Source organism: Bradyrhizobium sp. UFLA06-06 (assembly GCF_054820065.1).
Map to the genome: position 1 here is coordinate 79,509 of NZ_JADFUD010000032.1, position 16,540 is coordinate 96,048.

16 protein-coding genes are annotated in these 16,540 nt (G+C 64.7%); 9 read left to right on the top strand and 7 right to left on the bottom strand.

Annotated elements, in window-relative coordinates:
* Positions 1–115: 115 nt before the first annotated feature.
* On the bottom strand, positions 116–1,354 hold the full coding sequence (locus IF803_RS25550; RefSeq protein ID WP_461193925.1) for an aminotransferase-like domain-containing protein: 1,239 nt from the start codon (positions 1,352–1,354) through the stop codon (positions 116–118).
* A 55-nt stretch (positions 1,355–1,409) separates the two neighbouring features.
* Positions 1,410–1,952, bottom strand: coding sequence for a DUF3124 domain-containing protein (locus IF803_RS25555; protein WP_461193926.1), 543 nt, complete (start codon positions 1,950–1,952; stop codon positions 1,410–1,412).
* 59 nt (positions 1,953–2,011) lie between these two features.
* Between IF803_RS25555 and IF803_RS25560 the strand changes: the two genes are divergently transcribed.
* From IF803_RS25560 to IF803_RS25575, 4 genes are all read left to right on the top strand, one after another.
* Positions 2,012–3,745, top strand: coding sequence for a cation:proton antiporter (locus IF803_RS25560; protein ID WP_304499068.1), 1,734 nt, complete (start codon positions 2,012–2,014; stop codon positions 3,743–3,745).
* Between the two features lie 251 nt (positions 3,746–3,996).
* Positions 3,997–5,073, top strand: coding sequence for a 3,4-dihydroxy-2-butanone-4-phosphate synthase (ribB, locus tag IF803_RS25565; protein ID WP_028339523.1), 1,077 nt, complete (start codon positions 3,997–3,999; stop codon positions 5,071–5,073).
* Between the two features lie 148 nt (positions 5,074–5,221).
* Positions 5,222–6,436 carry an acyl-CoA dehydrogenase gene (locus IF803_RS25570; RefSeq protein ID WP_028334515.1) on the top strand — a complete coding sequence of 405 codons (1,215 nt, stop codon included), beginning with the start codon at positions 5,222–5,224 and terminating at the stop codon, positions 6,434–6,436.
* Between the two features lie 111 nt (positions 6,437–6,547).
* Positions 6,548–7,465 carry an MBL fold metallo-hydrolase gene (locus IF803_RS25575; RefSeq protein WP_461193928.1) on the top strand — a complete coding sequence of 306 codons (918 nt, stop codon included), beginning with the start codon at positions 6,548–6,550 and terminating at the stop codon, positions 7,463–7,465.
* 4 nt (positions 7,466–7,469) lie between these two features.
* Here the strand turns inward: IF803_RS25575 and IF803_RS25580 are convergent, their stop codons facing one another.
* Positions 7,470–8,327 carry a DUF1499 domain-containing protein gene (locus IF803_RS25580; RefSeq protein ID WP_304499070.1) on the bottom strand — a complete coding sequence of 286 codons (858 nt, stop codon included), beginning with the start codon at positions 8,325–8,327 and terminating at the stop codon, positions 7,470–7,472.
* Positions 8,328–8,616: 289 nt separating this feature from the next.
* A complete protein-coding gene (locus IF803_RS25585) occupies positions 8,617–10,245 on the bottom strand; it encodes a fatty-acid--CoA ligase (protein ID WP_411780958.1) in 1,629 nt (542 codons plus the stop codon).
* A gap of 76 nt (positions 10,246–10,321) precedes the next feature.
* Here IF803_RS25585 and IF803_RS25590 point away from each other — a divergent pair, with 76 nt between their 5' ends.
* Complete coding sequence (locus IF803_RS25590; RefSeq protein ID WP_461193929.1) at positions 10,322–11,497, top strand: extensin family protein; 1,176 nt, start codon at positions 10,322–10,324, stop codon at positions 11,495–11,497.
* 17 nt (positions 11,498–11,514) lie between these two features.
* On the opposite strand, the gene IF803_RS25595 is transcribed toward IF803_RS25590, so the two are convergent.
* A complete protein-coding gene (locus tag IF803_RS25595; protein WP_028339518.1) occupies positions 11,515–12,192 on the bottom strand; it encodes a L,D-transpeptidase in 678 nt (225 codons plus the stop codon).
* Between the two features lie 337 nt (positions 12,193–12,529).
* Between IF803_RS25595 and IF803_RS25600 the strand changes: the two genes are divergently transcribed.
* Positions 12,530–13,507, top strand: a complete 978-nt coding sequence (locus IF803_RS25600; RefSeq protein ID WP_304499071.1) for a magnesium transporter CorA family protein — start codon at positions 12,530–12,532, stop codon at positions 13,505–13,507.
* Between the two features lie 130 nt (positions 13,508–13,637).
* Positions 13,638–13,859 carry a hypothetical protein gene (locus tag IF803_RS25605; RefSeq protein ID WP_063607063.1) on the top strand — a complete coding sequence of 74 codons (222 nt, stop codon included), beginning with the start codon at positions 13,638–13,640 and terminating at the stop codon, positions 13,857–13,859.
* A 134-nt stretch (positions 13,860–13,993) separates the two neighbouring features.
* Here the strand turns inward: IF803_RS25605 and IF803_RS25610 are convergent, their stop codons facing one another.
* Positions 13,994–14,746, bottom strand: a complete 753-nt coding sequence (locus IF803_RS25610; protein ID WP_028339516.1) for an SDR family NAD(P)-dependent oxidoreductase — start codon at positions 14,744–14,746, stop codon at positions 13,994–13,996.
* Positions 14,747–14,902: 156 nt separating this feature from the next.
* Positions 14,903–15,544, bottom strand: coding sequence for a pyridoxamine 5'-phosphate oxidase (gene pdxH / locus IF803_RS25615; protein WP_028339515.1), 642 nt, complete (start codon positions 15,542–15,544; stop codon positions 14,903–14,905).
* A 108-nt stretch (positions 15,545–15,652) separates the two neighbouring features.
* On the opposite strand from pdxH, the gene IF803_RS25620 reads away from it, so the two are divergent.
* Both IF803_RS25620 and IF803_RS25625 read left to right on the top strand, forming a co-directional pair.
* Positions 15,653–16,060: an RT0821/Lpp0805 family surface protein gene (locus IF803_RS25620; RefSeq protein WP_028339514.1), complete on the top strand. Its 408-nt coding sequence runs from the start codon at positions 15,653–15,655 to the stop codon at positions 16,058–16,060.
* Between the two features lie 118 nt (positions 16,061–16,178).
* Positions 16,179–16,540, top strand: a 362-nt coding sequence (locus tag IF803_RS25625) for a DnaJ domain-containing protein (protein ID WP_461193931.1), incomplete at its 3' end; no start/stop codon positions are given.

Consider the following 16,540-nt stretch of genomic DNA (forward strand, 5'->3'; position numbering starts at 1 on the left):
GTGCAAGTGGAAACGTGGATTGCTTCGTCGCTTCGCTCCTCGCAATGACGTCGAGACGGGTTACCTCGTCATTGCGAGCAAAGCGAAGCAATCCATCTTCCGGCGAGCGAAACGGCTAGCCGCGCTTCTCCACATTGCTGCTGCGCGCCGGCACACCGAACTCCTTGCGGCATACCTCCGCCAGCACGGCAACGCCCTCGCGGATCTGCTCGTGCGAGGGGCTGGCGAAGCAGAGGCGGAGCCGGCTGCCGGAATGGGCCTTGCTGGTCGACCATTCCGGTCCCGGATTGATCGAGACGCCGGCGGCAAGTGCCGCCTGATAAAGCTTCAGCGTGTCGACATTGTCGGGCAGCTTGACCCAGAGAAAGATGCCGCCCTTGGGCGCCTCGAACTCGGCCGCGGTGCCGAACTGCTCGTTCAGCGCCTCCATCAGCGTATCGAGCTTGGCGCGCAGGCCCTTGGTCAGGCGCGGCACATGGGTCGAAAAATGCGGGGCGCAATATTCCGCGAGCACCATCTGCTCCAGCGCGCCGGAGCCGGCGTCGGTCTTCAGCGGCAGCATTCGCGACATGATCTCCCAAGGCGCGACGATGAAGCCGACCCGCAGCGCAGGCGCGATCGATTTGGAGAACGAGCCGATATGAATCACGCCGCCATGCTTGCTCATGGCATAGATCGCCGGCGGCCGTTCGCCGCTCCAGATCAAATCGGCATAGCAATCGTCCTCGAAGATCGGCGCGCCGTATTCCCTTGACAGCTTCAGCATCTCGGCGCGGCGGCTCTCGGGAAGGATCGAGCCGGTCGGGTTCTGCACCGTCGGGATGGTGTAGATGTATTTCGGTGTGATGCCGCGCCGCTTGTGATCGGCGAGCGCCGCGGCCAGCGCATCGATCCTTATGCCATCGCCATCGAGGGGGATGCCGACCGCATTGACGCCAAGCCGCGTCAGCCGGTTCAGCGAGCCCTGATAGGTTTCCTGCTCGATCAGCACGGTGTCGCCCTTGGCCAGCAATGTGTGATTGACCAGATCGAGCGCCTGCAGCGAGCCGGAGACGATCATGATCTCGTCCGCCGTGCAGGCGATCCCGGCGTCGCGCTTCAGCTTCTCGGTCAGGAACTGGCGCAGCGGCAGATAGCCCTGCGGCCCGTGCGCGAGATTGTAGGTCGCGAGATTCCTGCCCTCGCGCTTCAACACGGCGTTGACCGCCTCCAGCAGCCCGTCGACCGGGACCTGGTCGGGATCGTTGTTGCCGCCGACGAAGCTGTATTTGGCGAGCCCGGTCCAGCGTGCGGCCGGCGCAGGCAGGCCGGCCGGGAGCAGCGGTGCAAAGTCGAACTGGGCTGAGGTGGACATGGATGTTTCGCTCCGTGTTGTTATCGTTGAGAAGGCCGCGCGGCCTTCCATGAGGTTAGTTCTTGCCGGCCAACCGGATCGGCCGGCCCTGGCTGATGAAGGCGTAGTGCCCTGCGCCGACACTGCCGACCATCAGGGCCTCGACCGCCGGTTCCGCGATGTCGCCGGCGGCCGCCCAATCGACCACGAAATTCGCGCCGGTGCCGCCGCGGGTATCGGTCGTGGCGATCGCGACCTCGACGGTCGCAAACGGTTTTAGCGCGACCGGCGATTTGAGGTAGCTCTCCACCATCTTGCCTGATGTGTCGAAATAGGCGATCCGCTTCAGCACCAGCGGCTTCGTCTCGGAAGCGTTGTGCACGCTGAGCGTCACCGAAAAATCGGCCCTGAGCTTGCCCTGGCTCATCGACACGCTGGAATACACTGGCACGTAGAATGCACCGGACGCGGTGAGGCCCTCCGATGGCACCGCCGTCAACGAGTTCGCGAAATTTTGTTCAATACTTCCGGGGGATTGTGCTAGCGCCTCTGACATGCGCACGGTGAGCAGGCAGAGCAAAACTGCGAGAAAAATGCCGCCTGCGCGGATGTGACACATTGCTCGGTTGATCCTCACGCCCGGCCCTCTAGGTTGCGGCAACAGGAAGTCTTTGACGCATGCATGAACTGATTCCCGATATCACGCTCTGTATTCTCTTTGCCTGGGGGATCGGGCTGTTGGCCCACTTCTCCCGGCAACCGCTGATACTGGCGTACCTTATCGCCGGCTTTTTCATTGGTCCATTCGGCATGGGCTGGGTCAAGTCCCAGGAATCGATCAGCGTCATCTCCGAGCTCGGCCTGATCTTCATGCTGTTCATGATCGGGCTGGAAATCGACCTCAAGAAGATCATCCGTGCCGGCAAGGTCATCCTGTTCGCCGGTGCCGGCGAGCTGATCGGTGGCTGTCTGATCGGCGTGGCGTTCTTCGCCGCTATCGGGCTTGCGGTCGGCGGCGGCAAGTTCGACGCGATCTATCTCTGCGTCGCCTGCGCGCTGTCCTCGACCGTGATCATCGTCAAGGTGCTCTACGAGAAGCGCGAGCTGGACACGCTGCCGGGCCGCATCACGCTCGGCGTGCTGGTGCTGCAGGACATCTTCGCGATCCTGTTCCTGGCGGTGCAGCCGAGCCTGGACAATCTGCAGATCAGTGTCGTGCTGCTGTCGATTGCCCGCGTCGCGGTGCTGGTCGCGACCGCGCTAGTGCTGAGCCGCTACGTGCTGCCGCGGCTGTTCCACCAGATCGCGCGGCGGCCCGAGCTCGTGCTGCTCGGCGCGCTCGCCTGGTGCTTCCTGATCGGCGAGATCGCCGAGCGGCTGCATCTGTCGCGCGAGATGGGTTCGCTGGTCGCCGGCGTCTCGATCTCGACCTTTCCCTACGCGCTCGACGTCACCGCCAAGGTCACGACGCTGCGGGATTTCTTCATCACCCTGTTCTTTGTCGCGCTCGGCATGACGATCCCGATTCCGGGCCTCTCGGTGATCTGGCTTGCGCTTGTCATCGCGGCCTTCACGGTGGCGAGCCGCCTGATCACGACGTTCACGCCGCTCTACCTGATGAAGCAGGGCCTGCGCGCCAGCCTGCTGCCGGCGATCAACCTGGCGCAGATCTCCGAGTTCTCGCTGGTGGTGATCCAGACCGGTGTCGCCGCCAACCACATCGGAACCGAAACCGCGAGTGCGGTCTCGTTCGCCTTCGTGGTGCTGGCGGTGCTCTCGACCTTCGCGATGGGGCGCAGCGACCAGATCGTGCGCGGCCTGATCGGTCCGTTGAAGCGGATCGGGCTGCGCGACCTCGACCAGGAAGGCCAGGGCCGCGGCGAGGCCGGGCAGGAGGGCGGACATGGCGAGATCCGGCGCATCGTCATCCTCGGCTTTTTCCGCGCGGCGAGCGCGCTGATCAGCCAGATCGAGCGGCAGAACCAGTCGTTGCTCGAGCAGATCAGCGTCATCGATTTCAACCCGCTGGTGTTCCGCACGCTGTCCGACCGCGGCATGCATGTGATCTATGGCGACATCAGCAATGTCGACACCCTGGTTCATGCCGGCATCGGCAAGGCCGAGATCATCATCCTGAGCGTGCCGGACTTCCTCTTGGTCGGCGCCGACAATGAGAAGCTGGTGCGCCACGTCCGCGCCCTCAATCCGACCGCGCGGATCGTTGCCACCGCGGACCTCCTGACCGGCGTCGACGACCTCTACAGCGCCGGCGCCGACTACGTGACGGTGACCCGGCTCAGCGACGCCGGCGAGCTCTATTCGGTGATCGAGGCGGCCGACGCCGGCCTGCTCGACGACAAGCGCGCCGAGCTTGACGTCCAGCTCAGCGACCGGCGCGAGGTGCTGCCATAGGGCGAGCCAGTTTTGTAGCCCGGATGGAGCCAACGGGTCGCGCGAACGCGCGCCCGATGACAGGCTCCGCGAAATCCGGGGATCGTGCACGCGGAAATGTCCCGGATTGCGCTTCGCTCCATCCGGGCTACGGAAACCGCCGTCACCGCCCTGGTATGCCTGCCGGATGCATGGCGGGTTGCATAATGATACTGGCGCTGACATCGGAACCCGGCTAATCCACTGCCTGCATATAGCGAGATGTCAGGACAATGGCCGATACGATCCAGGAAGTGCTGCAAGCCTTTGCGAAGGGTGAACTCGTTGTCGTCACCGACGATGACGATCGGGAAGGCGAGGGCGATCTGATCGTCGCGGCGTCGTTCTGCACGGCGGAGAAGATGGCCTTCATCATTCGCCACACCTCCGGCATCGTCTGCGCGCCGATCACCACCGAGGACGCCCGCCGGTTGCGGCTCGACCCGATGGTGGCGCACAACGAGTCCAACCACACCACCGCCTTCACGGTCTCGATCGACTACAAGCCTGACGGCGGCACTGGTATCTCGGCCGAGGAGCGCGCCTCCTGCTGCCGCGCGCTCGCCAATCCCAATGCCGGCGCCAACGATTTTGCGCGCCCCGGCCACATCTTCCCGCTGATCGCTCGCGACGGCGGCGTGCTGCTGCGCTCCGGGCACACCGAGGCGGCGGTCGATCTGTGCCGGCTCTCGGGCCTGCCGCCGGTCGGCGTCATCAGCGAGCTGATGAACGACGATGGAACCGTGATGAAGGGCGAGCAGGTCGCGAAATTCGCCGCCGCCCACAAGCTCAAGCATGTCACGATCGCGGACATGATCGCCTATCGCCAGGCGCGCGAGAAGCTGATCGAGCGGGTCGCGACCTTCACCACCGAAAGCCCGATCGGCCCGCTGCAGGGCTACGCCTATCGCTCGCCGTTCGACGAGATCATGCATGCCGCCTTCGTCTATAACGGCATCGGCGACGGCCGGGACGTGCTGACGCGGCTGCACAAGCCCAACATCGTGAAAGACCTGTTCACCGGGCCGGCGCGAATGGAAGCCGTGTTGCGGCACTTCAAGGACGCCGGCCGCGGCGTGCTGGTATATCTGCGCGATGGTGCCGCCGGTGTTCCGGTCGAGCCGGTCGGCGAGCAGAAGACGGCGGAGGCCGATCGCCACAGGCAGTGGCGCGAGGTCGGCGTCGGGGCACAGATCCTGCGCGATCTCGGCGTCACCTCGATCCGGCACCTGACTTCGTCGGTGCACGACTACAAGGGATTGTCAGGTTTCGGCATCGAGATTGTGTCGAACGAGAAGCTGGAGAGCTAGCGCTGTTATTCCGGGGAATCTCGAGATTCCGGGTTCGATGCTGACGCATCGCCCCGGAATGACGGTGAGAGGATCACCAATTGCGCTTCGCAGCATAGCGCTTTAATTTATCCGCCAATTTCCGATAGACGATGCGAAAGGATGTTTCATGAGCGTGCGCCCCCAGGCCAAGGACAAGCCGGCTGCCGCCAGCTTCCAGTGGGATGATCCGTTCCTGCTCGACGACCAGCTCACCGAAGACGAGCGCCTGATCCGCGACACGGCGCGAGCCTATGCGCAGGACAAGCTGCTGCCGCGGGTCACCAAGGCCTATCTGGAAGAGAAAACCGACCGCGAGATCTTCAACGAAATGGGCGAGCTCGGCCTGATCGGCGTGACGCTGCCCGAGGAGTATGGCTGCGCCAATGCGAGCTACGTGGCCTATGGCCTCGTGGCGCGCGAGATCGAGCGCGTCGATAGCGGCTATCGCTCGATGAACTCGGTGCAGTCGTCGCTGGTGATGTATCCGATCTACGCCTATGGCGACGAAAACCAGCGCAAGAAATATCTGCCCAAGCTCGCGACCGGAGAATGGGTCGGCTGCTTCGGCCTGACCGAGCCCGATGCCGGTTCCGATCCCGGCGGCATGAAGACCCGCGCCGAGAAGGTCGCCGACGGCTACAAGCTCAACGGCGCCAAGATGTGGATCTCGAACGCGCCGATCGCCGACGTGTTCGTGGTGTGGGCCAAGTCGGCTGCGCACGACAACCAGATCCGCGGCTTCATCCTCGAGAAGGGCATGAAGGGCCTGTCGGCGCCGAAGGTCGGCGGCAAGCTCTCGCTGCGCGCCTCGATCACCGGCGAGATCGTGCTCGACAATGTGGTGGTGCCGGAAAGCGCGCTGCTGCCCAACGTCTCCGGCCTCAAGGGTCCGTTCGGCTGCCTCAATCGCGCCCGCTACGGCATCTCCTGGGGCGCACTGGGCGCCGCCGAGGACTGCATGCATCGCGCGCGGCAATACACGCTCGACCGCAAGCAGTTTGGCCGGCCGCTCGCCGCCACCCAGCTGGTGCAGAAGAAGCTCGCCGACATGGAGACCGAGATCGCGCTCGGCCTGCAGGCCTCGTTGCGCGTCGGTCGCCTGATGGACGAGGGCAAGATGGCCCCCGAGATGATCTCGATCGTCAAGCGCAACAATTGCGGCAAGTCGCTCGACATCGCCCGCATGGCGCGCGACATGCACGGCGGCAACGGCATCCAGATCGAGTATCACGTGATGCGTCACGCCGCGAACCTCGAGACGGTCAACACCTATGAGGGCACGCACGACGTCCATGCGCTGATCCTCGGCCGCGCGATCACCGGCATCCAGGCGTTCTCGTAAATCCTTTCACAGTCATTCCGGGGCGATGCGTCAGCATCGAACCCGGAATCTCGAGATTCCGGGTTCAGCCCTGTCGGGCTGCCCCGGAATGACGATGCAGAGAAAATCCCCATGGCCGACGCCTACGACATCCCGTTCAACCGCGATTTCCCGCTGAAGCCCGGCGTGGTCGAACAGGTCCGCCCCGGCGTTCGCCGTGTCCTCTGCAACAATCCGAGCCCGTTCACCTTCACCGGCACGGTCAGCTACATCGTCGGCGAGGGCAAGGTCGCGATCATCGATCCCGGTCCCGACGACGAGGCGCATGCCAGGGCGCTGCTCGATGCGGTCAAGGGCGAGACCGTGACGCATATCCTGGTCACCCATACCCATCGCGACCATTCGCCGAACACGCCGCGGATCAAGGCCGCGACCGGCGCGCCGGTCTATGCCGAGGGACCGCACCGCGCCTCGCGCCCGCGCTTCGAGAGCGAGAAGCACAATCCGGAATCCGGCGCCGACCGCGATTTCCGGCCCGATGTGCAGGTCAAGCATGGCGACGTCATCGAGGGGGCGGGCTTTGCGCTGGAGGCGGTCGCCACCCCCGGCCACACCGCTAACCATCTGGCGTTCGCCTGGACCGAGCGCAGCATCAATTTCGTCGGCGACCATGTGATGGGCTGGTCGACCTCGATCGTGGCGCCGCCGGACGGCTCGATGATCGACTACATGGCCTCGCTGGAGCGGCTGGAGCAGCGGCCCGAGCAGCTCTATTTCTCCGGCCACGGCCCGGAGATTCCGGAAGGCCCGCGCTACGTCCGTTTCCTGGCGCGGCATCGCCGGGCGCGCGAGGCATCGATCCTGCATCGCCTCGGCAAGGGCGAGGCCGACATCCCCACCATGGTGCGGGCGATCTATATCGGGCTCGATCCGCGCCTCGCCAATGCCGCCGGCTATTCGGTGCTGGCGCATCTGGAGGACCTCGTCGCGCGCGGTGTCGTGGCGACGGATGGCGATCCCGTGATCGGCGGGACGTACCGGATGGCGTAGGGCGCTATTTCTTCACCGTCTTCGCCGGCGGTGCCTTTGGCGCGACAGGAGCGGCCTTCTTCGCCGGCTTGGAATTGTCGTTCTCGGCGGCGCTGTTGAGATCCTCGATCAGCTTCTTGACGCGGGCGGCGTTGCTGCCGAGATCGGTGTCGAAATAGCGCGATGCCGAGCGGATATCGACGCGGGAGTCCTCGTCGTCAGGCGTGACCCGGATCGAGACGTCCTCGCGGAAACCCATGATCGGCGTGCGCGCCACCGCCTCGATGCGGCCGATGCGGCGCGGCGGCTGCGGCGCGCGGGCGTCGATGACGAGCCATTTGCGGCGGTTCACCAGCCGCAGCGTCAGCTCATAGGCGCGGTCGACCGGGGTTTCGAGCTCGACGGTTTCGATATCCGGATAGGCCGCGCGCTGCTTCTCGGCCGAATAGAGGCCGGCATAGGCGGCAGGATTGGTGCCTTCCCCGGTGCGCAGCCGCGCCAGCGCCTCGAACCTCGGCGGGTCGATCGCGTCGGTGGTGACGTCGTAGATCCGCGGCAGCTTGCGGTACTGATAGATGAGGTAGGCCGGGTAAGCGAGGATCGCCGCGTCGATCAGCAGCGCGAGCAGGATCCGGCCCATGCCGCGGGTGCCGTTCTGCCAGATCGCGGCAAAGGCGGCCAGCCCAAGCAGGATCGACAGGCCGGCCAGGCCCAGCGCGCCGAAGAAGGTCGCCAGCGCCGGTTTGACCTCCAGGAACCCGAAGCGGACGATCAGGATCGAGACCACCACCGCGACGACGGAGAAGATGGCGAGGTTGCGCGACCAGGTGGCGAGACCGGACACGGGCTCCTGCTGGTAGGGAGCGGAAAACCTGCGCGCCATCGTCGAAAAATCTGCCGGTTGAGATGTCCTCAGGCGACCTCGGCCGCCGCGATCAGTGGTGTGAGACCACGGACCTGCGGCGAATTCAAGGGATTTGGGTGTCGAAGCGCCTTGGATGGGCCGTCGTGCCCGGGCCATCTGGCCGAAGATGCGCTTCACGCTCTTGCCGGGCTGCGGCGTCAACCCAGATCGTTCACGCCGCAGCAATTGTGTAGCCCGGATTGAGCCAACGGGTCGCGCGAACGCGCGCCCCGTTGGCTCCATCCGGGCTACGATTTCTCGTGTTGCCTCACGCCGCGGCGGTTGGGAACGTGTAGTCCTTGAACTGGTCGCGCAGCGCCGTCTTCAGGATCTTGCCGGTCGCGGTGTGGGGGATGCCGTCGACGAAGGCGACGTCGTCGGGCATCCACCATTTGGCGATCTTGCCGTCCATGAACTTCAGGATGTCCTCGCGCGTGGCGCTCTGGCCCTGCTTGAGCTGTACGATCAGCAGCGGCCGCTCATCCCATTTGGGGTGATGGACGCCGATCACGGCGGCTTCCGCGACCGCCGGATGGCCGATCGCGAGGTTCTCGAGATCGATCGAGGAGATCCATTCGCCGCCGGACTTGATCACGTCCTTGGAGCGGTCGGTGATCCGCATGTAGCCGTGCTCGTCCATCGTCGAGACGTCGCCGGTGTCGAAATAGCCGGTATCGTCGAGGATGTTGCTGTCGACCCGGAAATAGGCCTTGGCGATCGCCGGGCCCGAGACCTTGAGACGGCCGAAGGTCTTGCCGTCCCACGGCAGCTCCTTGCCGGCATCGTCGGTGATCTTCATCTCGACGCCGAACGGCGGATAGCCCTGGGTCTGCAGGACGTCGAGCCGCTCCTCGCCGGTGCGCTCGGTGAACGGCGGCTTCAGCGTCGCCAGCGTGCCGAGCGGGCTCATCTCGGTCATGCCCCAGGCGTGGCGCACCTGGCTGCCCATGTCGAGGAACGCCTTGATCATCGAGCGCGGCATCGCCGACCCGCCGCAGATCACCATTTGCAGATCCGGCAGCTTGACGTTGTTGGCGGCCATGTATTGCAGCAGCATCAGCCACACCGTCGGCACGCCGGCGGTGTGCGTGACCTTCTCGGTCGACAGCAACTCGTACACCGAGGCGCCGTCGAGCTTCGGGCCCGGCATCACGAGCTTGGTGCCCATCGACGGCGCGGAGAAGGCGATGCCCCAGCTGTTGGCATGGAACAAGGGGACCACCGGAAGCATTGTGTCCGACGCGGACGTGCCGAGCGCGTCCTTCGAGTTGGCCATCAGCGCGTGCAACACGTTGGAGCGGTGCGAATAAAGTACACCCTTGGGATCGCCCGTCGTGCCGGAGGTGTAGCACATCGCCGCCGCGGTGTTCTCGTCGAAGGTCTTCCACTCGAACTTGCCGTCGGATGCCGCGATCCAGTCCTCATAGGCGACCGCGTTCTTCAGCGTGGTCTGCGGCATGTGCGCCTTGTCGGTCAACACCACGTAGCGCTCGACGCTCGGCAGCTGGCCTGCGATCTTCTCCAGCACCGGAACGAAGGTGAGGTCGGTGATGACGATGCGGTCCTGGGCGTGGTTGACGATCCAGGCGATCTGCTCCGGAAACAGGCGCGGATTGACCGTATGGCAGATCGCGCCGATCCCCATGATGCCGTACCAGACCTCGAGGTGGCGCCAGGTGTTCCAGGCGATGGTGGCGACGCGGTCGCCGAGCTTGATGCCGTCGCGTTCCAGGCTCTGCGAGACCTTCAATGCGCGGGCATGGATTTGGGCGTAGGTGGTGCGATGAATGGGGCCTTCGACCGACCGCGTCACGACTTCCTGCGTGCCGTGATATTTGGCGGCGTGCTCAATAATCTTGTGACACAGCAAGGGCCAATCTTGCATCAAACCAAGCATACGCAAATCCCTCCTCGATCCTCACGCGTGATCCGCCGGCATCTTGGACGGCCGGCAGTAAAATCATGGAACTGACATGAACTTTAGCGCGGAGAAAGCAAGCCGAAAATGGCCTGTTGGCGCGTTTCGTCGCGGGGGCGCGGCAATGGTTACCGCCGCCGCCCTGCTGCTTTGCCTTGGCATGCAAGCAGGCCCCGCCGAGGCCGCCCGCCGCGCGCCCAGCTTTCCGTGGGATGATCTGTTCGGCACCCGGCCGCAAAGGCCGCACAAGGCGGTCCGCCGCTCAGCGGTGCCGCTGCCGAAGCCGCGCCCGGCGCAGGCGCCAACCCACGCGCCGGCGGCAACCGAGCCCGAGCCGCCCGCGGCCGAGACGCAGTCTCCGGCCGCGCCTACTGAGGCTGCGAGGCCCGCCGAGACGGCCAAGCCGGCCGAGCCCGCCGCGCCGCAGCTGTCGGCCTGCCGGCAGGCCCTGACCGAGGAGATCGCGGTCGCCCCGAGCATTCCGGATATTCACGGCGCCGGGGGCTGCGGCGGCGAGGATCTGGTGCGGCTCGAGGCGATCGTGCTGGCGGACAAGCGCAAGGTCGCGGTCAAGCCCGCGGCGATCCTCCGCTGCAAGATGGCCGCTGCGGTCGCCGACTGGGTCCGCACCGATATCGCGCCGCTCGCGCAGAGCCTCGGGGGCGGGATCAGCAATCTCGACAATTTCGACTCGTTCGAATGCCGCGGCCGCAATCGGGTCGCCGGCGCGCAGCTCTCCGAGCACGGCCGCGCCAATGCGCTTGACGTGCGCGCCCTCGGTCTCGCCAACGGCAAGTCGATCTCGCTGACTGACCGCAGCGTGCCGCGTGATCTGCGCGAGACGGTGCTGCACTCGGTTTGCGCCCGCTTCTCCACGGTGCTCGGGCCGGGCTCGGACTGGTACCACGAGGACCACATCCATCTCGACCTGATCGAGCGTCGCAACAATTACCGGATCTGCCAGTGGAACGTGGACGACCCGCTGCCGCAAGTCGCGCCGCTGTTGCCGGCCGAGCGCCCCGAAGAGGCGCCGCCGCGCGAGGTCGCCGCCAAATCCGACGCGTCGAAGACGGACGCACCCAGAATTGACCAAGGCAAGGCTGACCACGGCAAGTCTGACGCCGGCAAGAAGCCGGACGGCACAAAATCAGATGATGCGGCTGCGCCTGACCGCAGCGCCGAGACCAAGACGCAGCCAACAAAAAAGCGCCGGCAAAGCCGGCGCTTTTGATCGCGGTCGCGATGGGATCAGTAGGTCGTGCCGCCGCCGCCCTGTAGCGCCATCTGCGGCTTGTAGGGCGAGTCGCCGTGCTTTGGCTCCAGCACCACGACGATGGTGCCGAGCTTGACCCGGTTGTAGAGGTCGATGACGTCCTCGTTGGTCATGCGGATGCAGCCCGAGGAGATCGACGCGCCGATATATTCCGGCTGGTTGGTGCCGTGGATGCGGAACAGCGTGTCCTTGCCGCCCGAATAGAGATACATCGCGCGCGAGCCCATCGGATTGTCCGGGCCGGGGGCCACGAAGGTCGGGACGCCGAGGCGCGAGATTTCGCCGGGGGTCGGGTGCCAGGCCGGCCATTCGGTCATGCTGCCGACCTTGGCGATGCCGGACCAGGCCATGGCTTCCTCGCCGACGGTGATGCCGTAGCGGATCGCCTTGCCGTCGTTCAGCACGTAATAGAGGTAATGGTTGTCGGAATCGACCACGATCGAGCCGGGGGCTTCCTTGCGGTGATACTCGACGATGGCGCGGCGGAACGGTTCAGCCACCGGCGTCTTGACGTAGGTGGTCTTGGCCAGGAGTTCCTTGTCACGCGGCTTGAAGTTCGAGGTATTGGTTGCCTCATAGGTTGTGGCCTGCATGCAGCCTGACAACATCAGGCCCGCGGCCAGAATCCCGAAGGTAACTTTGAGCGACGACATGATTACATTCCAATCGAAAATCCGCGCCCGAAAGCGCCACTATTACGCCCCAAACGCCACGATTCCATGAGGGCAGTATTGCTGAAACGCGCCATTATTCCCAGACTTTAGATGCCTTTCCCGCATCGCGGGACGTCGTCTGTGGCTTTTTTGCCGCAACTGTTCTGGCGCCGGGTTGGTTTTTGTGCAAACAGGCAACGGTCGACGAGTCGGCGCCACGTCACTGCCGCCTGGCCGCCACAAGTATGGATGCCCGGTTAATGCCCCGGTCATGAAGCGCCCCCCAGAATCGCGCTAAGTCGGCGGGTCCTGCCAGCCCTGTTTCGTGGAGTTCGTGATGCTGTCGGTGTTCGTTCCGTCCGAGTTTTCGCTCAAGAAGGCCACCGCGACCGACCTCGGCGCGCTGCCCGAGGGAGCGGTCTGGGTCGATCTGGTGAATCCGACGGTGGAGGAGGACCGGGCGGTCGAGAAGCTCGCGGGGATCGCGGTGCCGACCCGGGAAGACATGCAGGAGATCGAGATCTCCAGCCGCCTCTATATCGAGAACAGCGCCCGCTACATGACCGCGACGCTGATGTGCCAGTCCGACACCGACATGCCGCGCACCACGGCGGTCACCTTCATCCTGACCAGCCATCGCCTGGTCACGGTACGCTACGACTTGCCGAAACCTTTCGCGCTGGTCGAGAACAAGCTGGCCCGCGCCTGTGCTCCCGGCATCACCGGCGAGCAGGTGCTGATGGAACTGCTGGACGCTGTGATCGACCGTTGCGCCGATCTCCTGGAGCGCTGCGGAGCCGATATCGACCAGGTGTCCCACGACATCTTCGAGCCGGAGAGCGAGCGCCACGGTCACGCCAAGCAATATTCGCAGATCCTGATCGCGATCGGCCGCAAGGGCGACCTGACCTCGAAGGTTCGCGAAAGCCTGGTCTCGATCGGCCGCCTCGTCACCTTCCTCTCCGCGGTGGTCGAGGGCGTGAAATGGTCCAAGGACATGCGCGAGCAGCTCAAGACCATGCAGCGTGACGTGGCCTCACTGACGGACCACGCCTCCTATCTCTCCAACAAGATCACCTTCGTGCTCGACGCCATGCTCGGCGTGGTCAATCTGGAACAGAACAACATCATCAAGCTGTTCTCGGTGATGGCGGTGGTGCTGATGCCGCCGACGCTGATTGCCTCGATCTACGGCATGAATTTCAAGATCATGCCGGAACTCGAATGGGCCCACGGCTATCCGTATGCACTGGTGCTGATGCTGATTGCGGCCGTTGTGCCGTACTGGATCTTCAAGTGGAAGAAGTGGCTGTAAACCGGTTCCACACGTCGCGCTTTGGGACGCGCTTTCTGCCTTATTTCCTCTGCTAAAATTTGAGCGTTGCGCTGAACGTTTGGGCGAAACTTGTCTGCGATAACGCCCGCCTCGAAGCCGGAGGACAGCAATGGTTGAGAAGATCATAACGCCACGGCGTAACGTCATCGACTTTGCGCGCTATCAACAGGACCGCGCAGCAGGCAAGGTGCAGGCGATCTCGCCGACACTTTGCCGTTACTGTGGCGCTGCGTTGCTGGATGGCGAGGACGAAGACGAATGCTCCAGCGCGCTGAATGACGTCGCGCTGCGGCAGCCCGAGAAGAAGTCGCGTCGGTTCTACGCAGACTAGAGGCCGAAGCCTCGGAGGCAGAAGCCTCGTTTGCGTTTGTTACGCCTGCAAGTGAAGCAATCCCAATGACGGCCGCGGCGGCGGCCGGGATCGCCTCAAAACTTCCTTCCCCGAAATACGGCTCTTTCCCAGCTTCAGACGTGCTGACCACCGTTGATGTGGATCTCCGCACCGTTCACGTAAGAGCTGGTTTCCGTGCAGAGAACGTAGATGATCTTGGCGACCTCGTCCGGCGTGCCCAGGCGATGCATCGGGATCTGCTGGTCGACGATCTTCTCGGTGCCCGGCGACAGGATCGAGGTATCGATCTCGCCCGGCGCGATCGCGTTGACGCGGACGCCGACGCGGCCGAAGTCCGATGCCATCTCGCGCGTCAGCGCCGCGAGCGCGGCCTTCGACGTCGCATAGGCCGCGCCGGCAAACGGATGCACGCGCGAGCCGGCGATCGAGGTGACGTTCACCACCGCGCCCTTGGCGTGTTTCAACTCCTCGAGCAGCCCGCGCGCGATCATGATCGGCGCGAAGAAGTTGACGTGGAAAACGTGGGTCCAGGTCTCGATGTCGGTGTCCATGGTGCCGAGCCGGCCGCCGCCCGCAGCCTTCGGCGAGATCGCGGCGTTGTTGACCAGCGCGTGCAGTTCATCGTTCTCGAGCCGCCTGCGGATCTCGGAGATCGCGCGCACGGTGTCGTCATGGCTGCCGAGGTCGACCTCGATGTGATCTTCCGGCCCGGCGCCCCACGGGCAGACCTCGGGAAACGCATGCCGCGACAGCGTGATGACGCGCCAGCCGGCGGACGAGAACCGGATCGCGGTGGCATGGCCGATGCCGCGGCTTGCGCCGGTCAGGAGCAGCGTGCGCCGCGGTGCATTGGATGGGTGGGGCATCGACGGTTTCTTTCGTTTTCGTCATGCACGGCGGCGTGCCGGGCATCCACGCCTTCGAACGACTTGGGATGACTTGGGATCAAGACGTCGATGGCCGGGGTCATCTTACACGAAGACACGCTTCGCGCTTTCGCCCGGCCACGACGGTCGCAGCTTTCAGGGATAGAGCCGTACCTTCGACCAGGCACTGTCGCCGCCGTCGCGGCGGAATTCGATGCGGTCGTGCAGGCGGTAGGGGCGGTCGTGCCAGAACTCGAAGCGCTGCGGCGTGATCCGCCAGCCGCTCCAGCCCGGCGGCCGCGGCACCTCGCCGATGACGTATTTTGCACCGGTCTTGGCGATCGCCTGCTCGAAGGCGAAGCGGCTCTCCAGCGGCTGCGACTGCTTGCTGGCCCAGGCGCCGATCTGTGCCTGCTTCGGCCTCGTGGCGAAATAGGCGTCGGCCTCGGCATCGGTCACCGGCGTGACCGGCCCGCGGATGCGCACCTGCCGGCGCAGCGATTTCCAGTGGAAGAGTAAAGCGGCCTTAGGATTTGCGGCCAATTCGCGGCCCTTGGCGCTTGCAATATGGCTGTAGAACACGAAGCCGTCGGCATCGAAGCCCTTCATCAGCACCATCCGCACGTCGGGCAGGCCGTCGGGATCGACGGTCGCAAGCGCCATCGCGTTCGGATCGTTCGGCTCGGACTTGACCGCCTCCGCAAACCATTCGGCGAACAGGGCGAACGGCTCCTCCGCCGCGGTGAAATCACCCGATGTTAACGGTGTCGGGTGTTTGATGGAGGTCGTGTCGGTCATGTCAGGAGTCCCGATTTGCATCCGCCCGCGTCTGAAAGCGCGTTACTAGCCCTATATAGGGCATGGGGGCGCGTTGGCCTATCGGCGATCCACCCCGCAGGCGCGGTGGTGACATTGATCCTGATCGGCGTCGGCGCAAGCGGCTGCAGCCTGTCGCGCAGCGACGCCTTCGCCAAGATCGACGACAAGGATGTGACGGGCTCGATCAGCCCGACCCAGGTCAATGCGGTGATGCCGACCGACAGCGATCTCGCCTTCGCCCGCAATGCCGCCTCCGACGTGCTGACCAAGGGCGACAAGGATTCCAGCCAACCCTGGGAAAATCCGGAAACCGGCGCGCGCGGCTCGGTGACGCCGCTGGCCCAGGCCTATTCGGGCGAGGACGGCAAGACGTGCCGGGATTTCCTTGCCAGCTACGTCAATGGAGCCACCGAGAGCTGGCTGCAGGGCGCCGCGTGCAAGGCTGGACAAGGGCGGTGGGAAATCCATAGCCTGAAGCCCTGGAGAAAATCCTGAGAATTCCGGTGAAGCCGGACTAGTTGCAAAAATGCCACTGAGCCCCCACATGAAGGCAAAGTGGGCCCGGACGGGTTCGCGGCCAGGACTGATTTTTCCCGTGAAGGAGACGTGACGGATGCGCGACCCCTATGAGGTCTTGGGGGTGCAGCGGAGCGCTAGCGCTGCGACGATCAAGAGCGCCTATCGCAAGCTCGCCAAGAAGCATCACCCTGACAACAACAAGAATGATCCGAAGGCGGCGGCCCGCTTTGCGGAGATCAACACGGCCAACGAGATCGTCGGCGACGAGGACAAGCGCAAGCAGTTCGACCGCGGCGAGATCGATGCCGAAGGCAAGCCGCGCTTCCAGGGTTTCCCTGGTGGCGGCGCCGGCGGCCGTGCCGGTCCGGGCGGCTTCGAGTACAGTTTCCGCTCTGGGCCCGGCGGCGGCACGGGCGGCGGCAGCTTCGAGGACATCCTCAACAGCATGTTCGGCAA